Source organism: Enterobacter sp. DVT3837 (assembly GCF_056238685.1).
This window is the reverse complement of sequence record NZ_JBWDLA010000001.1, coordinates 2,620,813-2,642,610: the sequence shown is the minus strand read 5'-3', so window position 1 is coordinate 2,642,610 and position 21,798 is coordinate 2,620,813. Positions and strand designations below refer to the sequence as shown.

The following is a 21,798-nucleotide window of genomic DNA, read 5'->3' as shown; positions in this document are numbered from 1 at the left end:
TCCACTTGCAGAGGTTTTCTGCCATGAACTCACTTCGTTATTTCGATTTCGGTCAGTCGCGTCACCTGTTGCTGTTGATTGGCCGCATCGCACTTGTTGTACTGTTTATTATTTTTGGCTATCCGAAACTCACAGGGTTTAGCGGCACCGTGCAATATATGACCTCGCTGGGTACGCCGATGCCCATGCTGGCGGCCATTATTGCGGTGGTAATGGAAGTGCCCGCCGCTATTCTGATCGTACTGGGTTTTTTCACCCGTCCTCTCGCCGTCCTGTTTGTGTTTTACACTCTGGGAACCGCGGTAATAGGCCATCACTACTGGGATATGACCGGTGATGCGGTCGTACCGAATATGATTAACTTCTACAAGAATGTCAGTATTGCTGGTGCCTTTATTCTGCTGGCGATAGTCGGGCCTGGCGCGATTTCCCTTGACCGGCGTTGAGCCATAAAAAAAGGCCGCAAGCGCGGCCTTTTTTATTTCTGCAAAGCAGAGGAATTATGCGTATACCGGGAAGCGTGCGCAGATATCCAGAACTTTACCTTTAACGCGCTCGATAACCGCTTCGTCATTGATATTGTCCAGAACGTCACACATCCAGCCAGCCAGCTCTTTCACTTCCGCTTCTTTAAAGCCACGGCGAGTCACTGCTGGTGAACCAATACGGATACCGGAGGTCACAAACGGGCTCTTCGGATCGTTTGGTACGCTGTTTTTGTTCACGGTGATGTTTGCGCGGCCCAGGGCAGCGTCAGCTTCTTTACCGGTCAGGTTTTTATCAACCAGATCCAGCAGGAACAGGTGGTTTTCAGTACCACCGGAGACCACTTTGTAGCCACGGTTCAGGAACACTTCCACCATCGCTTTGGCGTTTTTGGCAACCTGCTGCTGGTAAACCTTGAACTCTGGCTCCATCGCTTCTTTCAGCGCCACCGCTTTTGCCGCGATAACGTGCATCAGAGGGCCGCCCTGCGCGCTTGGGAACACAGCAGAGTTCAGTTTTTTGTACAGCTCTTCATCACCGCCTTTCGCCAGGATCAGGCCACCGCGAGGACCCGCCAGGGTTTTGTGGGTGGTGGTGGTCACAACGTGAGCGTGTGGTACCGGGTTCGGGTAAACGCCTGCGGCAATCAGACCCGCAACGTGCGCCATGTCTACGAACAGGTAAGCACCGATGCTGTCTGCGATTTCACGCATTTTTGCCCAGTCAACGATACCGGAGTAAGCAGAGAAACCGCCGATGATCATTTTCGGTTTATGGGTCTGCGCCTGCTTCGCCATGTCTTCGTAGTCAATCTTACCGGACTCATCAATACCGTAAGGAATGATGTTGTACAGTTTGCCGGAGAAGTTAACCGGGGAGCCGTGAGTCAGGTGGCCGCCCTGCGCCAGGTTCATACCCAGAACGGTATCACCCGGTTGCAGCAGCGCGGTGTAGACCGCGAAGTTAGCCTGAGAGCCAGAGTGCGGCTGCACGTTAGCGTAGTCAGCACCAAAAAGCTCTTTCGCACGGTCGATAGCCAGTTGCTCAACGATATCAACGTACTCACAACCGCCGTAGTAACGCTTACCCGGATAACCTTCAGCATATTTGTTGGTCAGCTGAGAGCCCTGCGCCTGCATTACGCGCGGGCTGGTGTAGTTTTCGGAGGCGATCAGTTCGATGTGCTCTTCCTGACGTACTTTTTCCTGCTCCATAGCCTGCCACAGTTCGGCATCATAATCGGCAATGTTCATTTCACGCTTTAACATCCGCATCTCCTGACTCAGCTAACAAGTAAATTTTGGCCTGAAAAGGCAGTCCTGTTGGACGACGGGCAACAGTATAACTGAATAGTTCTGTGATAACAGGTCTTGACAAACGATTTTACGCAAACGTTTTCCTTCACGCCACGCAAGGGTTTGAGGAATAAAGCTCTCGACATTTTCAACCGATTTCTTTTCAGGTTTGTGATGCATATTTTTCATGTTGCAAAGAACCATTTACAACGAAGGGGTATTTTTATAAGATGCATTTAAAATACATCATTAAAATGACATCAGAAGGACGCGCTCATGCTCGACGCTCAAACCATCGCTACTGTAAAAGCCACTATTCCCCTGCTGGTAGAAACCGGTCCTAAACTCACTGCCCATTTCTACGATCGTATGTTCACGCACAACCCGGAGCTCAAAGAGATTTTCAACATGAGCAACCAGCGTAATGGCGATCAGCGCGAAGCCCTGTTCAATGCTATCGCGGCCTACGCCAGTAATATTGAAAACCTGGCAGCGCTGCTGCCTGCGGTGGAAAAAATCGCGCAGAAACATACCAGCTTCCAGATCAAACCGGAGCAGTACAACATCGTTGGCGGCCATCTGTTAGCGACCCTGGACGAAATGTTCAGTCCGGGTCAGGAGGTACTGGACGCGTGGGGTAAAGCCTACGGCGTGCTGGCAAACGTATTCATCAATCGTGAAGCGCAAATCTACAGCGAAAACGCCAGTAAGAACGGTGGCTGGGAAGGTACGCGTGCGTTTCGTATCGTTGAGAAAACGCCGCGCAGCCAGCTTATTACCAGCTTTGAATTTGAACCGGTTGACGGTCAGCCGGTAGCTGATTATCAGCCAGGACAGTATCTGGGCGTCTGGCTGAAGCCTGAAGGTTTCCCGCATCAGGAGATCCGCCAGTACTCCCTGACCCGCAAACCTGACGGTAAACGTTACCGTATCGCAGTGAAGCGTGAAGAAGGCGGTCAGGTTTCAAACTGGCTGCACAACGAAGCCAGCGTGGGTGACGTGGTACATCTGGCCGCACCTGCTGGTGATTTCTTTATGGCCGTTGAAACGCATACCCCTGTTACGCTGATCTCTGCGGGTGTCGGCCAAACGCCAATGCTGGCGATGCTCGATACGCTGGCGAAAGCAACCCACACCGCACAGGTAAACTGGTTCCACGCCGCCGAGAACGGTGATGTGCATGCCTTTTCGGATGAAGTAAAAACGCTGGGGGCGACCCTGCCACGCTTTACCGCGCATACCTGGTATCGCCAGCCTAATGAAGATGACCGTCAGAATGCACGATTCGACAGCGAGGGCTTGATGGATTTGAGTAAACACGAGAGCCTGTTCAGCAATCCAGAGATGCAATTCTGGCTCTGCGGCCCAGTCGCTTTTATGCAGTTTGCCGCCAGACAGTTAGTTACGCTGGGGATCAAATCTGAAAACATTCATTACGAGTGTTTCGGGCCTCATAAAGTGCTGTAAACCGACCAATTCCTCTCAGGATGCTGTATTTAGCGGCATCCTTTTTTTCTTTCATCTTCAACATTGAGTCTTGTGGCTTATCAATAATGAGTTTGTCATTCATGTTATGATTTTTCTTTTCCCTTTTCCGCCTGGGGATGCTTTTTTATGCAACAACCTGTTGTACGCGTTGGCGAGTGGCGAGTTACGCCGTCCATAAATCAAATTAGTCGACAAGGTCGCCAACTCACGCTTGAACCACGCTTAATTGATCTTTTGGTGTATTTCGCCAGTCATCCTGATGAAGTCCTGAGCCGGGATGAGATCATTGATAACATCTGGATGCGCAATATTGTCTCCAGTCATGTGGTTACCCAGAGCATTTCAGAACTCCGCAAATGGCTGAAAGACGGTGATGAGCAGAGTCCAGAATACATCACCACAGTGCCAAAGAGGGGCTACAAGCTCACCGCGCCGGTGGTCTGGATGACTGAAGAAAGCGCCGACAGTGGGCCATCCACGCTTATAGCCTCACCAGAAACGACGCCTGCCGGACAGATCAATACGCTTCCTGAACCGGAAACAGCGTCCGCTCCCTCATTCAGACAGGCACGGAAAAAAGTCGATCGACGAAATCGTGTCGCCTCCTTCTGGACCTGGCTACTGTTTCTGTTGTCACTTGGTGCGTTGATTGCGCTGGTTATCATGTCGCTTATCAATTCTCACCCACCGGTGACCAAAACGCGCCTGCTACTCAATCCACGCGATATAGATGTACGTTTTGAGCGCGGTATCTCTTGCAATAAGTGGTCTTCTCAACAGTCCTACGCCATCGGCCTGGGGGTAATGGTGCCAACTTACTGATTTAGTGTACGATGGTGTTTTTGAGGTGCTCCCGTGGCTTCCATCTCCATCAGTTGTCCCTCCTGCTCAGCTACTGAAGGCGTGGTGCGTAACGGTAAAAGTACTGCCGGACATCAGCGCTATCTCTGCTCTCACTGCCGTAAAACATGGCAACTGCAGTTCACTTACACCGCTTCTCAACCCGGTACGCACCAGAAAATCATTGATATGGCCATGAATGGTGTTGGATGCCGGGCAACCGCCCGCATTATGGGCGTTGGCCTCAACACGATTTTACGTCACTTAAAAAACTCAGGCCGCAGTCGGTAACCTCGCGCATACAGCCGGGCAGTGACGTCATCGTCTGCGCGGAAATGGACGAACAGTGGGGCTACGTCGGTGCTAAATCACGTCAGCGCTGGCTGTTTTACGCGTATGACAGGATACGGAGGACGGTTGTGGCGCACGTCTTCGGTGAACGCACTCTGGCCACACTGGAGCGTCTTCTGAGCCTGCTGTCGGCCTTTGAGGTCGTGGTATGGATGACGGATGGCTGGCCGCTGTATGAATCCCGCCTGAAGGGAAAGCTGCACGTAATCAGCAAGCGTTACACTCAGCGAATTGAGCGGCATAACCTGAATCTGAGACAACATCTGGCAAGGCTGGGACGGAAGTCACTGTCGTTCTCAAAATCGGTGGAGCTGCATGACAAGGTCATCGGGCATTATCTGAACATAAAACACTATCAGTAAGTTGGAGTCATTACCCAATGGATTAAGCAAAGGTGATATTGACAATGCATACAGGAACATTAACAAAAGCATTGAACTCGAAATGTCCTGGCTAAATTATGTGTTACTGGGAAAGATCTATGAGATGAAGGGTGATAATCGTCTGGCGGCTGATGCTTATATTACAGCATTTAACTTAAGGCCGGGTGAAAACACTCTCTACTGGATTGAGAATGGCGTTTTCCAGACTTCCATTAAAAAAGCGGCCCCTTATTTAAAAACGTTTCTTGCACAAGAGTAGAAAGCGCCCTCTGAATGCGTTAATGAATTTATTCAGTAAGTAGTAAAAATGTTGCCAGGAGGTGTTAATTGTTACCTCCAGGCAACAATCCCTGCCGTAATAAAAATATCATCAATCCCCTGTTAGATATCATTATTTATCTTTTCCTGATATAAAATTTTTATCCTGATATGTTAACGAAAAAATCTCAGGGTATCATTTTTTTGAAGTTGTCTTTTATTTCACTTTATCTTTAGGACTTCTCCTGTTCGCATCCGTAACCTTGCGGTCAGTCGGTCGGATCATTTTGAGCCTTAAACAACGGTCCGCACCTCCAAAATAAAATTCAGGAGAAACGAACATGAGTTCAGCCAAAAAGATAGGCCTATTTGCCTGCACCGGTGTCGTCGCCGGTAATATGATGGGAAGCGGTATTGCTTTATTACCCGCAAACCTTGCCAGCATCGGTGGCATTGCAATTTGGGGATGGGTGATTTCCATTATTGGGGCAATGTCTCTGGCATATGTCTACGCCCGCCTGGCCACCAAAAACCCTCAACAAGGTGGCCCAATTGCTTATGCCGGGGAATTATCTCCCGCTTTCGGTTTCCAGACCGGTGTGCTTTATTACCACGCAAACTGGATTGGTAATCTGGCAATTGGTATTACCGCTGTCTCTTATCTTTCCACCTTCTTCCCGGCATTAAATAATCCTGTTCCGGCAGGTATTGCCTGTATTGCAATTGTCTGGCTGTTTACCTTTGTGAATATGCTTGGTGGGACCTGGGTGAGCCGCCTGACGACTATCGGTCTGGTACTGGTGCTGATCCCGGTCGTAGTGACTGCGATTGCGGGATGGCACTGGTTTGATGCTGCCATCTATCAGGCAAACTGGAACACCTCTACCACTACCGACCCTCATGCGGTGATCAAAAGTATCCTGCTCTGCCTGTGGGCATTCGTTGGGGTTGAATCCGCTGCGGTAAGCACCGGGATGGTGAAAAACCCTAAACGCACAGTGCCTCTGGCAACCATGTTGGGCACCGCTCTGGCCGGTATTGTCTATATCGCGGCAACACAGGTGATTTCTGGTATGTATCCGGCCTCTGAAATGGCCGCTTCTGGCGCACCATTCGCTATCAGTGCCTCAACCATCATGGGTAACTGGGCTGCACCGATAGTATCTGCCTTCACCGCCTTCGCCTGCCTGACCTCACTGGGCTCCTGGATGATGCTGGTAGGCCAGGCCGGGGTTCGCGCCGCTAACGATGGTAACTTCCCGAAAATTTACGGCGAAGTTGATAGCAATGGTATCCCGAAAAAAGGCCTGCTGCTGGCAGCGCTGAAAATGACCGTACTGATGGTTCTCATCACCGTGATGAACTCAAGCGGCGGTAAAGCCTCAGACCTGTTCGGCGAACTGACGGGTATCGCAGTACTACTGACCATGCTGCCGTATTTCTACTCCTGCGTTGACCTGATTCGCTTCGAAGGCGTTAACGTTCGCAACCTGGCAAGCCTGGTCTGCTCCATTCTTGGCTGCGCGTTCTGCTTCATCGCACTGATGGGGGCCAACTCCTTCGAACTGTCTGGCACCTTTATCGTCAGCCTCGTCATTCTGATGTTCTATGGCCGCAAGATGTACCAGCGCCAACATAACAACGACGCCGACAGCACCACCGCCGACGCACTTTAATCCCCCTTTCTTATAGCCCTTCCTGACACCTGTCACACCGTGACGGGAGGGGTTTTCTACACCTGGAGATAAGACTATGAATGTTATCGCTATCATGAATCACATGGGCGTTTACTTTAAAGAAGAACCTATCCGTGAGCTCCACCGCGCACTTGAGCGTCTGGATTTCCGTATTGTTTACCCAAATGACCGCGAAGACTTACTGAAACTCATTGAGAACAATGCGCGTCTGTGCGGCGTTATTTTCGACTGGGATAAATACAATCTCGAGCTGTGTGAAGATATCAGCAAAATGAACGAATACATGCCGCTGTATGCATTCGCTAATTCATACTCCACGCTCGACGTCAGCCTCAACGATCTGCGTATGAAAGTACGTTTCTTTGAGTATGCTCTCGGTGCCGCTGACGATATCGCCGCCAAAATCAAACAGAACACAGATGAATATATCGACACGATTTTGCCGCCGCTGACCAAAGCGCTGTTCAAATATGTTCGCGAAGGGAAATATACGTTCTGTACACCTGGCCATATGGGCGGCACCGCGTTCCAGAAAAGCCCGGTAGGGAGTCTTTTCTACGACTTCTTTGGCCCTAATACCATGAAATCTGACATCTCGATTTCCGTATCCGAACTCGGTTCACTGCTTGACCATAGCGGCCCGCACAAAGAGGCAGAAGAGTATATCGCTCGTGTATTCAATGCTGAGCGCAGCTACATGGTGACCAACGGTACATCCACAGCGAACAAAATTGTCGGCATGTACTCAGCACCTGCAGGCAGCACTGTACTGATCGATCGAAACTGTCATAAATCGCTGACGCATCTGATGATGATGAGCGATATTACGCCGATCTATTTCCGACCAACCCGTAACGCATACGGTATTCTCGGCGGGATCCCGCAGAGCGAACTTCAGCATGCAACCATTGCCAAACGCGTAAAAGAGACGCCAAACGCGACCTGGCCAGTGCACGCCGTTATAACCAATTCCACCTACGATGGTCTGCTCTACAACACCGACTACATCAAGAAAACGCTGGATGTAAAATCCATCCACTTTGACTCGGCCTGGGTACCTTATACCAATTTCTCCCCTATTTACGCGGGTAAAAGTGGGATGAGCGGCGGTCGTGCGGAAGGTAAAGTGATTTATGAAACTCAGTCCACGCACAAACTGCTGGCGGCGTTTTCTCAGGCTTCGATGATTCATGTAAAAGGCGACGTAAACGAAGAGACCTTCAACGAAGCTTACATGATGCACACGACAACCTCTCCGCACTATGGGATTGTGGCATCCACTGAAACCGCTGCGGCGATGATGAAAGGTAATGCCGGTAAGCGTCTGATCGACGGTTCTATTCAGCGCGCAGTGAAATTCCGCAAAGAGATTAAACGTCTGAAAGGCGAATCTGAAGGCTGGTTCTTCGATGTGTGGCAGCCGGAACACATTGATGAGCCTGAATGCTGGCCTCTGCGTTCCGATAGTGCATGGCACGGTTTCAAGAACATTGATAACGAGCATATGTATCTCGACCCGATTAAAGTCACCATTTTGACACCGGGGATGAAGAAAGATGGCACCATGGACGACTTCGGTATTCCTGCCAGTATCATCGCGAAATACCTTGATGAACAAGGCATCGTGGTTGAGAAAACGGGTCCGTATAACCTGCTGTTCCTGTTCAGCATCGGTATTGATAAAACGAAAGCCCTGAGTCTGCTCCGCGCACTCACCGATTTCAAACGCGCTTTCGATCTCAATCTGCGCGTGAAAAACATGCTGCCATCGCTCTATCGTGAGAATCCTGAGTTCTACGAAAGCATGCGCATTCAGGAGCTTGCACAGAACATTCATAAACTCGTTGAGCATCATAATCTGCCGGATCTGATGTTCCGTGCATTTGAAGTGCTGCCAAAAATGGTGATAACGCCGTATGCCGCGTTCCAGAAAGAGCTGCATGGTGAGACGGAAGAGGTCTATCTCAGTGAGATGGTGGGCCGCGTCAACGCCAATATGATCCTGCCATATCCTCCAGGAGTACCGCTGGTTATGCCTGGTGAGATGATCACTGAAGAGAGCCGTCCAGTGCTGGAATTCCTGCAAATGCTGTGCGAAATAGGTGCTCACTATCCAGGCTTTGAAACCGACATCCATGGTGCATATCGCCAGGCGGATGGTCGTTATACCGTTAAGGTACTGAAAAACGATAAATAAAGACTAAAGGGAAGTGGCTTGCCACTTCCCTTTTTCACGCCGCAAGGAGATAACATGAAAACACCCTCACAACCGCGCGCGATTTATTACATCGTGGCGATTCAAATCTGGGAATATTTCAGCTTTTACGGCATGCGTGCTCTGCTTATCCTCTACCTTACCCATCAGCTTGGTTTCGACGATAGCCACGCCATCACACTCTTTAGCGCTTACGCATCTTTGGTCTACGTCACCCCTATTCTCGGCGGCTGGCTGGCTGACCGCCTGCTTGGCAACCGCACGGCCATTATTACCGGTGCATTGCTGATGACGTTCGGCCATGTGGTGTTAGGTATCGAATCTGACTCAACCCGCAGTCTGTACGTTGCACTGGCGATAATCATATGTGGTTATGGTCTGTTTAAATCCAATATCAGTTGTCTGTTGGGAGAACTTTATGCCCACGACGATCCACGTCGTGATGGCGGATTTTCGCTGTTATATGCCGCAGGGAACATTGGCTCCATTGCTGCGCCGATTGCCTGTGGACTGGCGGCGCAATGGTACGGCTGGCATATTGGCTTTGCACTGGCCGGGATCGGCATGTTTGCAGGTTTGCTGATTTTCCTCAGCGGGCATCACCACTTCCACCATACGCGCGGCGTCAATAAACAGGCATTACGCAGCAAAAAGTATCTCCTTCCGGTCTGGGGCTGGCTGCTGATAATGCTGTGCATCGCGCCCCTCTTTTTTACCCTGTTACTGGAGAATAATGGCTCTGGTTATCTACTGGTCGCCGTGTGCGCGTTTGCTGTGATAATGGTGGCGCGCATTATGATGAGATTTCCTGAGCATCGCCGCGCACTGTGGCAAATCGCGATACTGATGATGACAGGGACGCTGTTCTGGGTGCTGGCACAGCAGGGTGGCAGTACTATCAGCCTGTTTATCGACCGCTTTGTTAACCGACAGTTGCTTAATATCGAGGTGCCAACTGCACTGTTTCAGTCAGTTAATGCCATTGCAGTAATGGCAGCAGGTATTGCCCTTTCCTGGCTAGCGCGTCCGGAAGGGAAAATACGCTCAGCGCTACGCTTATGGCTGAAGTTCGCATTAGGTCTGTTGTTAATGAGCGTTGGTTTTATGTTACTGGCGCTGAATGCACGTCATGGCGGGTTAAACGGACAGGTCTCAATGGGGATGATGATCGCCGGTCTGGCGCTAATGGGTTTCGCCGAACTGTTTATCGACCCGGTAGCGATGGCGCAAATCACCCGTCTGAATCTACCGGGCATCACAGGTCTGTTAACGGGGATTTATATGCTGGCAACAGGCGCAGTCGCCAACTGGCTGGCAGGACGCGTGGCGCAACAAACCACAGAGCCACAGAGCCACAGATTAACGATACGGCGGTTGCTGCCTATGCCCACTTTTTCTCTCAGATGAGCGGGTGGACGCTAGGCTGCGTGGTACTGATCGTTACATTCGTTGGTTTGAGAAGATGTTTTACCCCTTCTCCACTCACGTTGCCGGAAACAGAGCACGATTAAAAGCCCCTTCGCCGCCAGGGAATGGCAGCGAAGGAATACCATCAAATCGCCGCGTCGTCTTCTTCGCCGGTACGGATACGGATCACGCGCGCCACGTCAAAGACGAAGATTTTGCCGTCGCCGATTTTGCCCGTCTGCGCCGTGCGAATGATGGTATCCACACAGGTATCCACGATGTCGTCGCTCACCACGATTTCAATTTTCACTTTCGGCAGAAAGTCCACCATGTACTCTGCGCCACGGTAAAGCTCGGTGTGGCCCTTTTGACGACCAAAACCTTTCACTTCCGTCACGGTCATCCCGGTGATGCCAACTTCCGCCAGCGCTTCACGTACATCATCCAGTTTGAAAGGTTTAATAATCGCATCGATCTTTTTCATGGTGGGTCCTTAAACTCTTGCCTGTAAGCTGCTTCGTAATCGGTTGCTCACAGTATCATATTCAAGCGAATTTTGCGGTACTACTCTTTAAAATCGTTCGCTTCCAGCTCGTGCCGAGACAGTAACTTGTAGAATTCGGTGCGGTTACGCCCCGCCATTCGCGCCGCGTGGGTCACGTTGCCTTTGGTAATTTGCAGCAGCTTACGCAAATAGTTCAGCTCGAACTGATTCCGCGCTTCGGCAAACGTCGGCAATGCCGTGTTTTCCCCTTCCAGTGCCTGCTCCACCAGCGCGTCGCTGATAACCGGTGATGAGGTCAGCGCGACGCACTGCTCAATTACGTTCACCAGTTGACGCACGTTGCCCGGCCAGCTTGCGGCCATCAACCGTTTCATCGCATCGGTGGAAAACGCACGAACGAACGGTTTATGGCGATCGGCCGCCTGGCGTAAAAGATGGTTCGCCAGCAGGGGAATGTCTTCCGCACGTTCGGCCAGCGCTGGGATCTTCAGGTTCACCACGTTCAAACGGTAGTAGAGATCTTCGCGAAACTCGTTGCGGGCCATCACCTTCGGTAAATCACGGTGTGTCGCCGAAATAATACGCACATTAATATCAATATCGCGGTTGCTGCCCAGCGGGCGAACTTTTCGTTCCTGCAACACACGCAGTAATTTAACCTGCAGCGGCGCAGGCATGTCGCCAATCTCATCCAGGAAAAGCGTGCCGCCTTCCGCTGCCTGGAATAACCCTTCCCGGCTGCTTACCGCGCCAGTGAAAGCGCCGCGGGCATGCCCAAACAGTTCAGATTCGAGCAGCTGTTCCGGGAGTGCGCCGCAGTTAATCGCAATAAAAGCGTTTTTGCTGCGCGGGCTGGCATTATGAATCGCCTGCGCGAGGATCTCTTTCCCGGTACCGCTCTGGCCGTTAATGAGCACGCTGACGTCAGATTGCGCCACCATACGGGCCTGTTCGAGCAGACGCAGCATAATAGGGCTGCGGGTGACGATAGACTCCCGCCACGCTTCATCATTCGACGGGGCGGCATGTTCCAGCGCGCTGTCGATAGCCTTGTAAAGCGCATCTTTGTCCACCGGCTTGGTCAGGAAGCTGAACACCCCCTGCTGGGTCGCGGCAACCGCATCCGGAATCGACCCGTGCGCCGTGAGAATAATGACAGGCATGCCCGGCTGCTGCTTCTGGATCTCCGCGAACAGCTGCAGGCCGTCCATTTCGTCCATCCGCAGGTCGCTTATCACCAGATCAATCTTCTCGCGGCTGAGAATTCTCAGCCCCTCCTGCCCGCTCTCAGCGGTTACCACGCTGTAGCCTTCACTCACCAGACGCATGCCCAGCAGCTTTAACAGCCCGGGATCGTCATCCACCAGTAAGAGATGGGCAGGTTTACGGCTGGTCATGGCTTCACATCCTCTTGTTTCGGCGTATCGCTGTCCGGTGCAGCAGATGAACTCCCCGGCTGATATTTACGCGACGAAAGCTGTCTTTCGATATCGGTCAGGTTTTCCAGCTTACGCGTCGTGGTATCCAGTTGCGTACGCAAATGTTGCTGCTGTTGACGCAGCGTATCAAGTTCGCTGTCGGTGGACTGTTGCAATTTACTGTAGCGGGAGCGCTCTTCAGACAGTTGAAGTTGTAATGTCTGCCCATCACGCCAGAGCTGGTATACCGGGCGAACCTGGACCGGAAGGTTGACCACAAACGTGTCCAGCCGGGTCACGTTGGCGCGGCGTTCAACGGGGGTAATTTTCGCATCTGCCAGTAAAATCCCGCGCTTGAAAGCGTCCTGCCAGGTGTCGTCATCCAGCATCGCTGCTTTAGAACGAGCGTCTACCGGTGCCAGACGCTGGGCGCAATCTATTCCGCGTAGCCAGAACAACGGGTTGCTTTCAACGTCATGACCTGACAGGTTCCAGATGTCCTCACAGCGGGTTGAAAGAAAGTCTGCCAGTTGGTTATCTGGCCATTTATCTTCTTGTTTATCGCTAATTGCACTTTGCGGCGCATGGGAAACACATCCTGCCAGAAATAAACAAGGCAAGCTCAGGCGAAGCGTGTTGCGGGAAAACACCGCGCGTACGGCGCGGAAAAAGACGTGTGACATACTCACCAGACATAGATTCATGTTATTGATTTTTCCGGCTCAGGGGCAATTCGATACGGAAGCAAACATCCGAACGTTCGTCCGTGACAATGTTTAGCTCACCCTGCATGCGTCGTATGCAGTCTCGGGCGATGCTCAAGCCCAGACCACTTCCTTTAACCGCACCTTTACGCTGATGACTCCCCTGGAAAAAGGGCTCAAATATCATGGCTTTTTCGTCATCGGGGATCGGGGTGCCGGTGTTAGCGACGTCAATAAACACCCGTGAACCATTCGTATAACTTCGGATATAAATGTTACCGGATTCAGTACCATAGTGCACCGCATTGGAGTAAAGATTATCCAGAACGCTCATTAACAGCATGGGTTCAGCCAGACACGCTGGCGCATTCAGTTCTACACCGGTATGCATCATTTTAGCTCTTGCTGGCAAGCTATGAGCGGAGATCACCATATCCACCAGCGGCTCAATCTCGACGTTTTCCAGTACAACCGCGCCATCAGCCAGCTTGCGGTTGTAATCCAGCAGTTGCTCAATCAGCTTTTGCAGATTGCGGCTGCTGGCATCAAGGATCTCGACAATCTCTTTCTGTTCGGTGGTCAGCGGCCCAGCCACTTCGTCCGCCAGCAGTTCCGTGCCCTCACGCATGCTGGCCAGCGGCGTTTTAAGCTCATGGGAAATATGGCGCAGAAACTGATGACGCTGAGATTCGAGCCATGCCAGACGTTCAGACAGCCACATAATACGCTGGCCAACGGACCGCAACTCACGCGGACCTTTAAAGGCAACCGTATCACCGAGCGATTTTCCCTCTCCCAGACGGTTAATCATACGCTGAATGCCCTTCACCGGGCCGATGATCATGCGGGTAAAGAGCAGAACCAGCCCGAGACTCACCAGGAACAGCACCAGCGCCTGCCAGCCGAAGAACTGTCCACGTTCGGCAATCTCCTGCTGAAGCTGCTGGCCGCGCGAGAAAATCACGGTACGCGTTGACTGAACCATCTCGGTGTTGGCGCTGGCAAAGGCCTCCAGGCGCGCGGCGGCAGTCGTATCCGGACCGCTATTTTTACACTGTAGCTGAGCAAGGTCGTTCAGATCCTGACGTAACGCTTTATACAGGTTGTCATCCGGCAACACCCCTGCGTGGGCATCCAGCATCTCGCTATAGCGTTTACGCTGATTCTGATACACCTTTTCCAGCGTGCGATCGTCAAGCACACAGTACTGGCGATAGCTACGCTCCATCTCCAGCGCAGCATTGGTCATCGCTTCACTGCGCCTGGCGTCGATGAGCGTCGTGCGGTTAGTCAACGCCGCCTGAGCACTCAAGGCATTGAGACTTTGCCACGCCTGCCAGGCAAGGATCAGTAATGGCAGCAGGATCAGCAGGAAGGCCATCATGACAAGCTGTCGCAGGGAGCGGGGAAAAACGGGCCAGCGTTTCAACGCATTACTCTCTTAGTGGGGGTTTACGCAGAGCGTAACTGAGTCTGCCCTTCAGATACAACAAAGCCGGGTAAAAACCCGGCTTTGTTGTGGAATGAGGCGGTGCCTAACTCGACGTTTCGCCCTGGCCTGATAAAGCATCGCTATGATCAGTAGTTGGACGGCAGGCACCTTTTTGTGCGTCATTCGAAGTTTATGTAGCACGTCCCGAAGGGGCTGACATAAGAGGGTGAATGAGCCACTGGTTAGTATTATGCAACAGCCGTGCCAGAATGCAAAACTAAAAATTAACGCATTGATATATATAGCCTTTACTCATTTAACCTGTTAATTATCGGTTGAATGATTTCCAGGCTAAGTGTCGCTATTAAGCAACACCTTAACGGGAAACTGTCGTGTCATATACAAATCAATAAGTTAAATGTCTCCATTTGGAGACACCCCTTTTACTGCGTTGTCGCGGTTTTGCGACAGATATAAAAAAGCCCGGTGGCGTTTCCGCTCACCGGGCCTGCATTCATTTTATTGCTTAACCCAACTGTTTACGCGCGTTGCGGAAAATACGCATCCACGGGCTGTCCTCGCCCCAGTTTTCCGGGTGCCAGGAGTTGCTCACGGTACGGAATACACGCTCCGGGTGCGGCATCATGATGGTTGCGCGACCGCTTTCGCTGGTAACAGCAGTAATCCCGTTTGCCGAACCGTTCGGGTTAGCCGGATAGGTTTCGGTGACCTTGCCGAAGTTATCAACAAAGCGCAGCGCCACCAGACCTTTGCTCTCCAGCTGAGCCAGATGCGCGGCGTCACGCACTTCAACCTGACCTTCGCCGTGAGACACCGCGATTGGCATCTGCGAACCGACCATGCCCTGCAGCAGCAGAGAAGGACTCTGAGTCACTTCCACCAGGCTAAAACGCGCTTCGAAGCGGTCAGACTGGTTACGCACAAAGCGCGGCCAGGCTTCGCTGCCCGGGATCAGCTCACGCAGGTTGGACATCATCTGGCAGCCGTTACACACGCCCAGCGCCAGGGTTTGCGGACGGTGGAAGAAGGTTTCGAATTCGTCACGCACGCGATTGTTGAACAGAATGGACTTCGCCCAACCTTCACCCGCGCCCAGCACGTCACCGTAGGAGAAGCCACCGCACGCCACCAGCGCCTGGAAATCTTCCAGACCGGTGCGGCCTGCCAGCAGGTCGCTCATGTGAACGTCGATGGCATCAAAGCCCGCGCGGTGGAAGGCTGCGGCCATCTCAACGTGGGAGTTGACGCCCTGCTCACGCAGCACGGCCACTTTCGGACGCGCGCCAGTCGCAATGTACGGCGCAGCAACATCTTCGTTGATGTCGAAGGAGAGTTTCACGTTCAGGCCTGGATCGTTGTCATTTGCCTTCGCGTTATGCTCCTGATCGGCACATTCCGGGTTGTCGCGCAGACGCTGCATCTGCCAGGTGGTTTCTGCCCACCACATACGCAGCGTGGTGCGGCTCTCGCTGAACACGGCGTGGCCGTCAGCTTCAATGACGAAGCGGTCGCCCTGAACGGCTTTACCCAGATAGTGCACACAATCTGCCAGACCGTGCTTCGCAAGGATGGCTTCAACCGCGTCGCGATCTGCCGCACGAACCTGAATCACGGCGCCCAGCTCTTCGTTAAACAGCGCCGCCAGACGGTCTTCGCCCAGAGAGGCAATATTCGCTTCCACGCCACAGTGGCCGGTGAAGGCCATTTCTGCCAGCGTCACCAGCAGGCCGCCGTCAGAACGGTCGTGGTAGGCCAGCAGCTTACGCTGCGCAACCAGCGCCTGGATGGCATCGTAGAAGCCTTTTAACTGCGCCACATCGCGCACGTCTGCCGGCTTATCGCCCAGTTGACGGTAAACCTGCGCCAGCGCGGTCGCACCCAGCGCGTTGTTGCCTTTACCCAGGTCAATCAGCAACAGGGCGTTGTCTTCGGTCACGAGCTGCGGCGTAACGGTATGACGAACGTCTTCCACGCGAGCAAAGGCGGAGATAATCAGCGACAGCGGAGAGGTGATCTCGCGCTGCTCGTTGCCTTCCTGCCAGCGGGTCTTCATCGACATAGAGTCTTTACCCACCGGAATGGTCAGACCCAGCGCAGGGCACAGCTCTTCACCCACCGCTTTTACCGCTTCATACAAGCCTGCGTCTTCACCCGGGTGACCAGCAGCGGCCATCCAGTTCGCAGAAAGTTTGATACGTTTGATATCGCCAATCTGGGTTGCAGCGATGTTAGTCAGCGCTTCACCAACGGCGAGACGAGCAGATGCCGCGAAGTCCAGCAGCGCCACCGGGGTACGTTCACCCAGCGCCATTGCTTCGCCGTAGTAGCTGTCGAGACTCGCGGTGGTCACGGCGCAGTTAGCGACCGGGATCTGCCACGGGCCGACCATCTGATCGCGCGATACCATACCGGTCACGGTACGGTCGCCGATGGTCACGAGGAAGGTTTTCTCTGCCACGGCCGGCAGGTGCAGCACGCGGTTGACCGCTTCCGCAACGGTAATGCCCTGACGATCCAGCGCTTTTCCTGCCGCTTTACGGGTTTCAACGTCGCGGGTCATCTTCGGCGTTTTACCGAGCAGAACGTCCAGCGGCAGATCGATCGGCTGGTTGTCAAAGTGGGTGTCGCTTAAGGAGAGATGCTTCTCTTCGGTCGCTTCACCAATAACGGCATACGGCGCACGCTCGCGGCGGCACAGCTCGTCAAACAGCGGTAATTGATCCGCTGCAACGGCCAGAACATAACGTTCCTGAGATTCGTTACACCAGATTTCCAGCGGGCTCATACCCGGCTCATCGCTCAGGATGTCGCGCAGGTTGAAACGACCACCGCGACCGCCGTCGCTCACCAACTCCGGCATGGCGTTAGACAAACCGCCCGCGCCCACATCGTGAATAAACAGAATTGGGTTAGCTTCGCCCAGCTGCCAGCAGCGGTCGATCACTTCCTGGCAACGACGCTCCATTTCCGGGTTGTCGCGCTGCACGGAAGCAAAGTCAAGATCCGCATCAGACTGACCAGAGGTCATAGAAGAAGCCGCCCCACCGCCCAGGCCGATGTTCATTGCCGGGCCACCGAGGACGATCAGCTTCGCGCCCACGACGATCTCGCCTTTCTGCACGTGATCGGCGCGAATGTTGCCGATCCCGCCCGCCAGCATGATCGGTTTGTGGTAGCCGCGCAGCTCTTCGCCGTTGTGGCTGTCCACTTTCTCTTCATAGGTACGGAAGTAACCGTTCAGCGCCGGACGACCAAATTCGTTGTTAAACGCCGCGCCGCCCAGCGGGCCTTCGGTCATGATATCCAGCGCGGTTACAATGCGCTCTGGCTTGCCGAAATCTTCTTCCCACGGCTGTTCAAAACCCGGGATGCGCAGGTTGGAAACGGAGAAACCGACCAGACCAGCTTTTGGTTTAGCCCCGCGACCGGTCGCACCTTCATCACGGATTTCACCGCCGGAACCGGTCGCCGCCCCCGGCCACGGGGAGATCGCCGTCGGGTGGTTATGGGTTTCGACCTTCATCAGGATATGCGCGGGCTCCTGATGGAAGTCATAGCGCCCTGCTTCGCGATCGGCGAAGAAGCGGCCCACCTCGGAACCTTCCATTACCGCAGCGTTGTCTTTGTAGGCAGACAGCACGTGGTCAGGGGTTTTTTCCATGGTGTTTTTAATCATTTTGAACAGCGACTTCGGCTGCTGTTCGCCGTCGATAACCCAGTCGGCGTTGAAAATCTTGTGACGACAGTGTTCAGAGTTGGCCTGCGCGAACATATAGAGTTCGATGTCATTCGGATTGCGGTTCAGCTTAACAAACGCATCCTGCAGATAATCAATTTCGTCTTCTGCCAGTGCCAGGCCAAGACGCAGGTTCGCGTCAATCAGTGCCTGGCGCCCCTGCCCCAGCAAATCCACGCTCTGTACCGGCGCAGGCTGATGGTGGGAGAATAGCTTCTGCGCGTCATCGAGAGAGGCAAAAACACTCTCCATCATGCGGTCATGAAGCTCAGCTGCAACCGCCTGCCACTGTTCTTCGCTCAGAGTGGAAGCTTCCACATAGTACGCCACGCCGCGTTCCAGACGGTTAATCTGGCTCAGGCCACAGTTGTGGGCGATGTCGGTGGCTTTGGAAGACCAGGGGGAGATGGTGCCCGGACGCGGTGTCGCAAGGATCAGTTTGCCGGTTGGCGTATGGCTGCTCAGACTTGGGCCATACTTGAGCAGGCGTTCCAGCTGTACGCGCTCCTCTGCATTCAGGGGGGCATTCAGGTCAGCAAAATGGACATACTCAGCGTAAATATTGCTTACCGGAAGGTCGGCCGCCTGAAAACGTGCCAGCAGTTTGTTAATACGGAAGGCAGACAGTGCAGGCGAACCACGCAGAATTTCCATCATAAGTCTCTCGTCTTCGAAGCGCCGGGGCGCTTACAGTGTGCGCAAGGGGGGAAAACGGGCGTCATTATAGAGAATCCTGAGCGCCGACGAAACCGTTTGCGTCGAAATAAAATATACGCAGATGTTTAACAATAGATGTGACCTGTCTCTCTAATGGGTTGCCAAGTGGCGCAAGTTTACGCAAAATGCCGCTCATTCAATGGCAAACCTTATTATTAACATGGCTACAGCAGACTGAGGCAACCGGCGTCGCAGAGAATTAACTAATTGAAAAAATTAAAGATTAATTATCTGCTCATCGGCATTGTGACGTTGCTGCTGGCAGTGGCCCTCTGGCCTTCTATCCCCTGGTTCGGCAAAGCCGAAAACCGTATCGCCGCCATAAAGGAGCGGGGGGAATTGCGCGTCAGTACCCTAAACTCTCCGCTGATCTACAGCGACATCAACGGCAAAGTTATTGGTCTGGATTACGAACTGGCCCAACAGTTCGCCGATTATCTTGGCGTAAAGCTTAAAATTACCGTCCGCCAGAATATCAACCAGTTGTTTGATGACCTCGATAACGACGATGCCGATATGCTCGCGGCCGGGCTGGTGTATAACAGCGAGCGCAGCAAGAACTATCAGCCAGGCCCGACCTACTACTCCGTTTCGCAGCAACTGGTCTACCGTGTCGGAAGCGTTCGCCCGCGCACGCTTGCTACCATTAACGATCAACAACTGACGATTGCCCCCGGCCATGTGGTGATTGACGATCTGCGTGAGCTCAAGGAGAAGAAATACCCGGACCTGAGCTGGACAGTCGATCCCAAACTCGGCACTACGGAACTGCTGGAACAGGTTAAAAATCAGAAACTGCCCTATACCATCGCTGATTCGGTTGCGATCAGTCTTTTCCAGCGCGTTCACCCTGAGATCGCCGTAGCGCTGGACGTGACAGATGAACAACCCGTTACCTGGTTTACCCAGCTCGACGACGATCAGACCGTCTCTGCGGCGATGCTCGATTTCTTCAATACCATCAATGAAGACGGTACCCTGGCGCGTCTGGAGGAGAAGTATCTCGGCCACGGTGACGACTTTGACTATGTCGACACCCGCAGCTTCCTGCGCGCGATAGACGGTGTCCTGCCAGACCTGCAGCCGTTGTTCGAAAAATACGCCCAGGAAATTGACTGGAAACTGCTGGCGGCTATCTCCTATCAGGAATCTCACTGGGATACCCAGGCCACGTCGCCCACGGGCGTACGCGGTTTAATGATGCTAACCAAAAATACCGCCCTGAGCCTGGGTGTGAATGACCGTACCGATGCCGAACAGAGCATCAGCGGTGGTGCACGCTACCTGCAGGATATGATGGCCAAGGTACCGGAAACAGTGCCGGAAGAAGAGCGGATCTGGTTCGCGCTGGCCGCCTACAACATGGGTTATGCGCATATGCTTGATGCGCGAGCGCTGACGGCGAAAACGAAAGGTAACCCGGACAGCTGGTCAGACGTTAAACAGCGGTTGCCACTGCTGAGCCAGAAACCCTGGTACAACAAGCTGACATATGGCTACGCACGCGGACATGAGGCTTACGCCTACGTGGAAAATATCCGTAAATATCAGATAAGCCTGGTAGGATACCTGCTGGAAAAAGAGAAAGAAGCGGCAGAGGCAAAACAACTGGCTCAAAGTTACCCGGTTGTGGCACCGGATGAACTTAATCGTCCGACAACTTCAATTCTGCCTTTTGTTGCTTTTTCTGCTGCCGGCGCATTCGAAAGAAATCACTTAGTAGCCCCGAACACTCTGGTGCAAGCACCCCGCCGATAGTCTTGACCTGATGGTTCATCCCCGGGTGTCCCAGAACATCCATCAGTGAGCCGGCAGCGCCGGTTTTTTCATCCCGCGCGCCAAAGACAAGCGTGCCAATACGGCTGTGTACCATCGCACCAGAACACATCACACAGGGTTCAAGCGTCACGTACAGCGTGGTGTCGAGCAGGCGATAGTTTTGCAACACCAGCCCACCTTGTCGAAGCGCCATGATTTCGGCGTGAGCAGTGGGATCGTGACGGCCAATCGGGCGATTCCAGCCTTCTCCAATCACCTGGTTGTTGTAAACCAGCACGGCACCCACGGGGACCTCGCCCTCTTCCCAGGCACGTTGAGCCAGCGTTAGCGCGTGGCGCATCCAGTATTCATGATTGTGTTCAGGATTGGACAAGGGTTGATACTCCGGTCTAAAAGCGGGCGGCATTATACACACCCTCCAGAGAGAAGACTATTCGAGTTGCTGAAGTTCCCCTGACGGCGTGACGCGCCAGCGATGCTGACAAAAATAGAGCAGCGGATTGTCCTGTTTACTGTCACTGTAGCCGCTGTAAAGACGCAGCGGTGTACCGATGCGTTTCTCCAGTTGCACCACTTTTTCATGTCCCAGGCAACGCAGGGTGAGCACCCAACCGCCATAACCGCGAGCAATCTGTGTGGCGATAAGATTCACCCTGGGGAGCCATGGGGTATCAAAATAGACCTGCTCAACCAGCGTCTGCGGTGAACCGGTAATCAGCCAGATATCGGCATCGTTCGCATCGAGATAGCTGGTGAGACGCGCCTGAACGACAGGAAACGCGGCGACATGACCGCGAAACCAGTGTGCAAAATCCTGTTCGAGCTGTTTGAGTCGCGATTCACTGTGGCCAAACGTGCATCCCCACAGCAGCAGACTCATCGGCCATCGCGCTGCCCGGCCTTTCACCAGCAGCGCGATGCCAATCACGGGTAAGAGCGGTAATACGAGCAGTGCATTCAGAGGCTGACGCCGCAACAGGTAGCGCATAAACGTACCAAACATATCCTGCTGATGCAGCGTTCCATCCAGGTCGAAAAAGACAACGCGACGCTCGTAATTTGCCAA

The 21,798-nt window shown here is 53.2% G+C and carries 14 protein-coding genes and 3 pseudogenes; 9 read left to right on the top strand and 8 right to left on the bottom strand.

Going from position 1 to position 21,798, the window contains the following annotated elements:
- Nucleotides 1–23: 23 nt before the first annotated feature.
- Nucleotides 24–446, top strand: a complete 423-nt coding sequence (locus AC0XWG_RS13055; protein WP_028016078.1) for a DoxX family protein — start codon at nt 24–26, stop codon at nt 444–446.
- Nucleotides 447–500: 54 nt separating this feature from the next.
- Here AC0XWG_RS13055 and glyA read toward each other — a convergent pair whose 3' ends face one another.
- A complete protein-coding gene (gene glyA / locus AC0XWG_RS13050; RefSeq protein ID WP_028016077.1) occupies nt 501–1,754 on the bottom strand; it encodes a serine hydroxymethyltransferase in 1,254 nt (417 codons plus the stop codon).
- Nucleotides 1,755–2,057: 303 nt separating this feature from the next.
- Here glyA and hmpA point away from each other — a divergent pair, with 303 nt between their 5' ends.
- From hmpA to dtpD, 7 genes and pseudogenes are all read left to right on the top strand, one after another.
- The gene (gene hmpA, locus AC0XWG_RS13045) at nt 2,058–3,248 is read left to right on the top strand and encodes an NO-inducible flavohemoprotein (RefSeq protein WP_108090917.1); all 1,191 of its coding nucleotides are present in this window, start codon (nt 2,058–2,060) and stop codon (nt 3,246–3,248) included.
- A gap of 147 nt (nt 3,249–3,395) precedes the next feature.
- Nucleotides 3,396–4,079 (top strand): annotated as a pseudogene (locus AC0XWG_RS13040) (winged helix-turn-helix domain-containing protein); the annotation flags it as partial.
- A 45-nt stretch (nt 4,080–4,124) separates the two neighbouring features.
- Nucleotides 4,125–4,822, top strand: a protein-coding gene (locus tag AC0XWG_RS13035; protein WP_223216367.1) for an IS1 family transposase whose coding sequence is annotated in 2 segments (ribosomal slippage) — nt 4,125–4,374 and nt 4,374–4,822 — 699 coding nt in all. Because the reading frame shifts where the segments join, the coding sequence is not laid out codon by codon here.
- 22 nt (nt 4,823–4,844) lie between these two features.
- Nucleotides 4,845–5,102 (top strand): annotated as a pseudogene (locus AC0XWG_RS13030) (lysine decarboxylation/transport transcriptional activator CadC); the annotation flags it as partial.
- Between the two features lie 340 nt (nt 5,103–5,442).
- Nucleotides 5,443–6,777, top strand: coding sequence for a cadaverine/lysine antiporter (gene cadB / locus AC0XWG_RS13025; protein WP_129323982.1), 1,335 nt, complete (start codon nt 5,443–5,445; stop codon nt 6,775–6,777).
- Nucleotides 6,778–6,853: 76 nt separating this feature from the next.
- Nucleotides 6,854–8,995 (top strand): lysine decarboxylase CadA, encoded by a 2,142-nt coding sequence (gene cadA / locus AC0XWG_RS13020; protein WP_028016073.1) that lies wholly within the window; start codon nt 6,854–6,856, stop codon nt 8,993–8,995.
- Between the two features lie 54 nt (nt 8,996–9,049).
- A pseudogene (dtpD, locus tag AC0XWG_RS13015) lies at nt 9,050–10,524 on the top strand (dipeptide permease DtpD).
- A 41-nt stretch (nt 10,525–10,565) separates the two neighbouring features.
- Here the strand turns inward: dtpD and glnB are convergent.
- The 5 genes from glnB to purL all read right to left on the bottom strand — a co-directional run bounded on the left by glnB (nt 10,566) and on the right by purL (nt 18,893).
- Nucleotides 10,566–10,904 (bottom strand): nitrogen regulatory protein P-II, encoded by a 339-nt coding sequence (gene glnB / locus AC0XWG_RS13010; protein WP_003860685.1) that lies wholly within the window; start codon nt 10,902–10,904, stop codon nt 10,566–10,568.
- Nucleotides 10,905–10,984: 80 nt separating this feature from the next.
- Entirely contained in the window at nt 10,985–12,322 is a 1,338-nt protein-coding gene (gene glrR / locus AC0XWG_RS13005; protein ID WP_028016071.1) for a two-component system response regulator GlrR, read from the bottom strand.
- The gene (gene qseG / locus AC0XWG_RS13000; protein ID WP_049005972.1) at nt 12,319–13,047 is read right to left on the bottom strand and encodes a two-component system QseEF-associated lipoprotein QseG; all 729 of its coding nucleotides are present in this window, start codon (nt 13,045–13,047) and stop codon (nt 12,319–12,321) included. The genes glrR and qseG overlap by 4 nt, the downstream gene beginning before the upstream one ends.
- 1 nt (nt 13,048) lies before the next feature.
- Nucleotides 13,049–14,476 carry a two component system sensor histidine kinase QseE/GlrK gene (gene qseE / locus AC0XWG_RS12995; RefSeq protein ID WP_028016069.1) on the bottom strand — a complete coding sequence of 476 codons (1,428 nt, stop codon included), beginning with the start codon at nt 14,474–14,476 and terminating at the stop codon, nt 13,049–13,051.
- A 529-nt stretch (nt 14,477–15,005) separates the two neighbouring features.
- Nucleotides 15,006–18,893, bottom strand: coding sequence for a phosphoribosylformylglycinamidine synthase (purL, locus tag AC0XWG_RS12990; RefSeq protein WP_475680645.1), 3,888 nt, complete (start codon nt 18,891–18,893; stop codon nt 15,006–15,008).
- Between the two features lie 267 nt (nt 18,894–19,160).
- On the opposite strand from purL, the gene mltF reads away from it, so the two are divergent.
- Nucleotides 19,161–20,711, top strand: coding sequence for a membrane-bound lytic murein transglycosylase MltF (mltF, locus tag AC0XWG_RS12985; RefSeq protein ID WP_108090922.1), 1,551 nt, complete (start codon nt 19,161–19,163; stop codon nt 20,709–20,711).
- Here mltF and tadA read toward each other — a convergent pair.
- Both tadA and yfhb read right to left on the bottom strand, forming a co-directional pair.
- Nucleotides 20,599–21,138 carry a tRNA adenosine(34) deaminase TadA gene (tadA, locus tag AC0XWG_RS12980; protein WP_108090923.1) on the bottom strand — a complete coding sequence of 180 codons (540 nt, stop codon included), beginning with the start codon at nt 21,136–21,138 and terminating at the stop codon, nt 20,599–20,601. The two genes, mltF and tadA, sit on opposite strands and share 113 nt — an antisense overlap.
- 24 nt (nt 21,139–21,162) lie before the next feature.
- A complete protein-coding gene (yfhb, locus tag AC0XWG_RS12975) occupies nt 21,163–21,798 on the bottom strand; it encodes a phosphatidylglycerophosphatase C (protein WP_208594771.1) in 636 nt (211 codons plus the stop codon).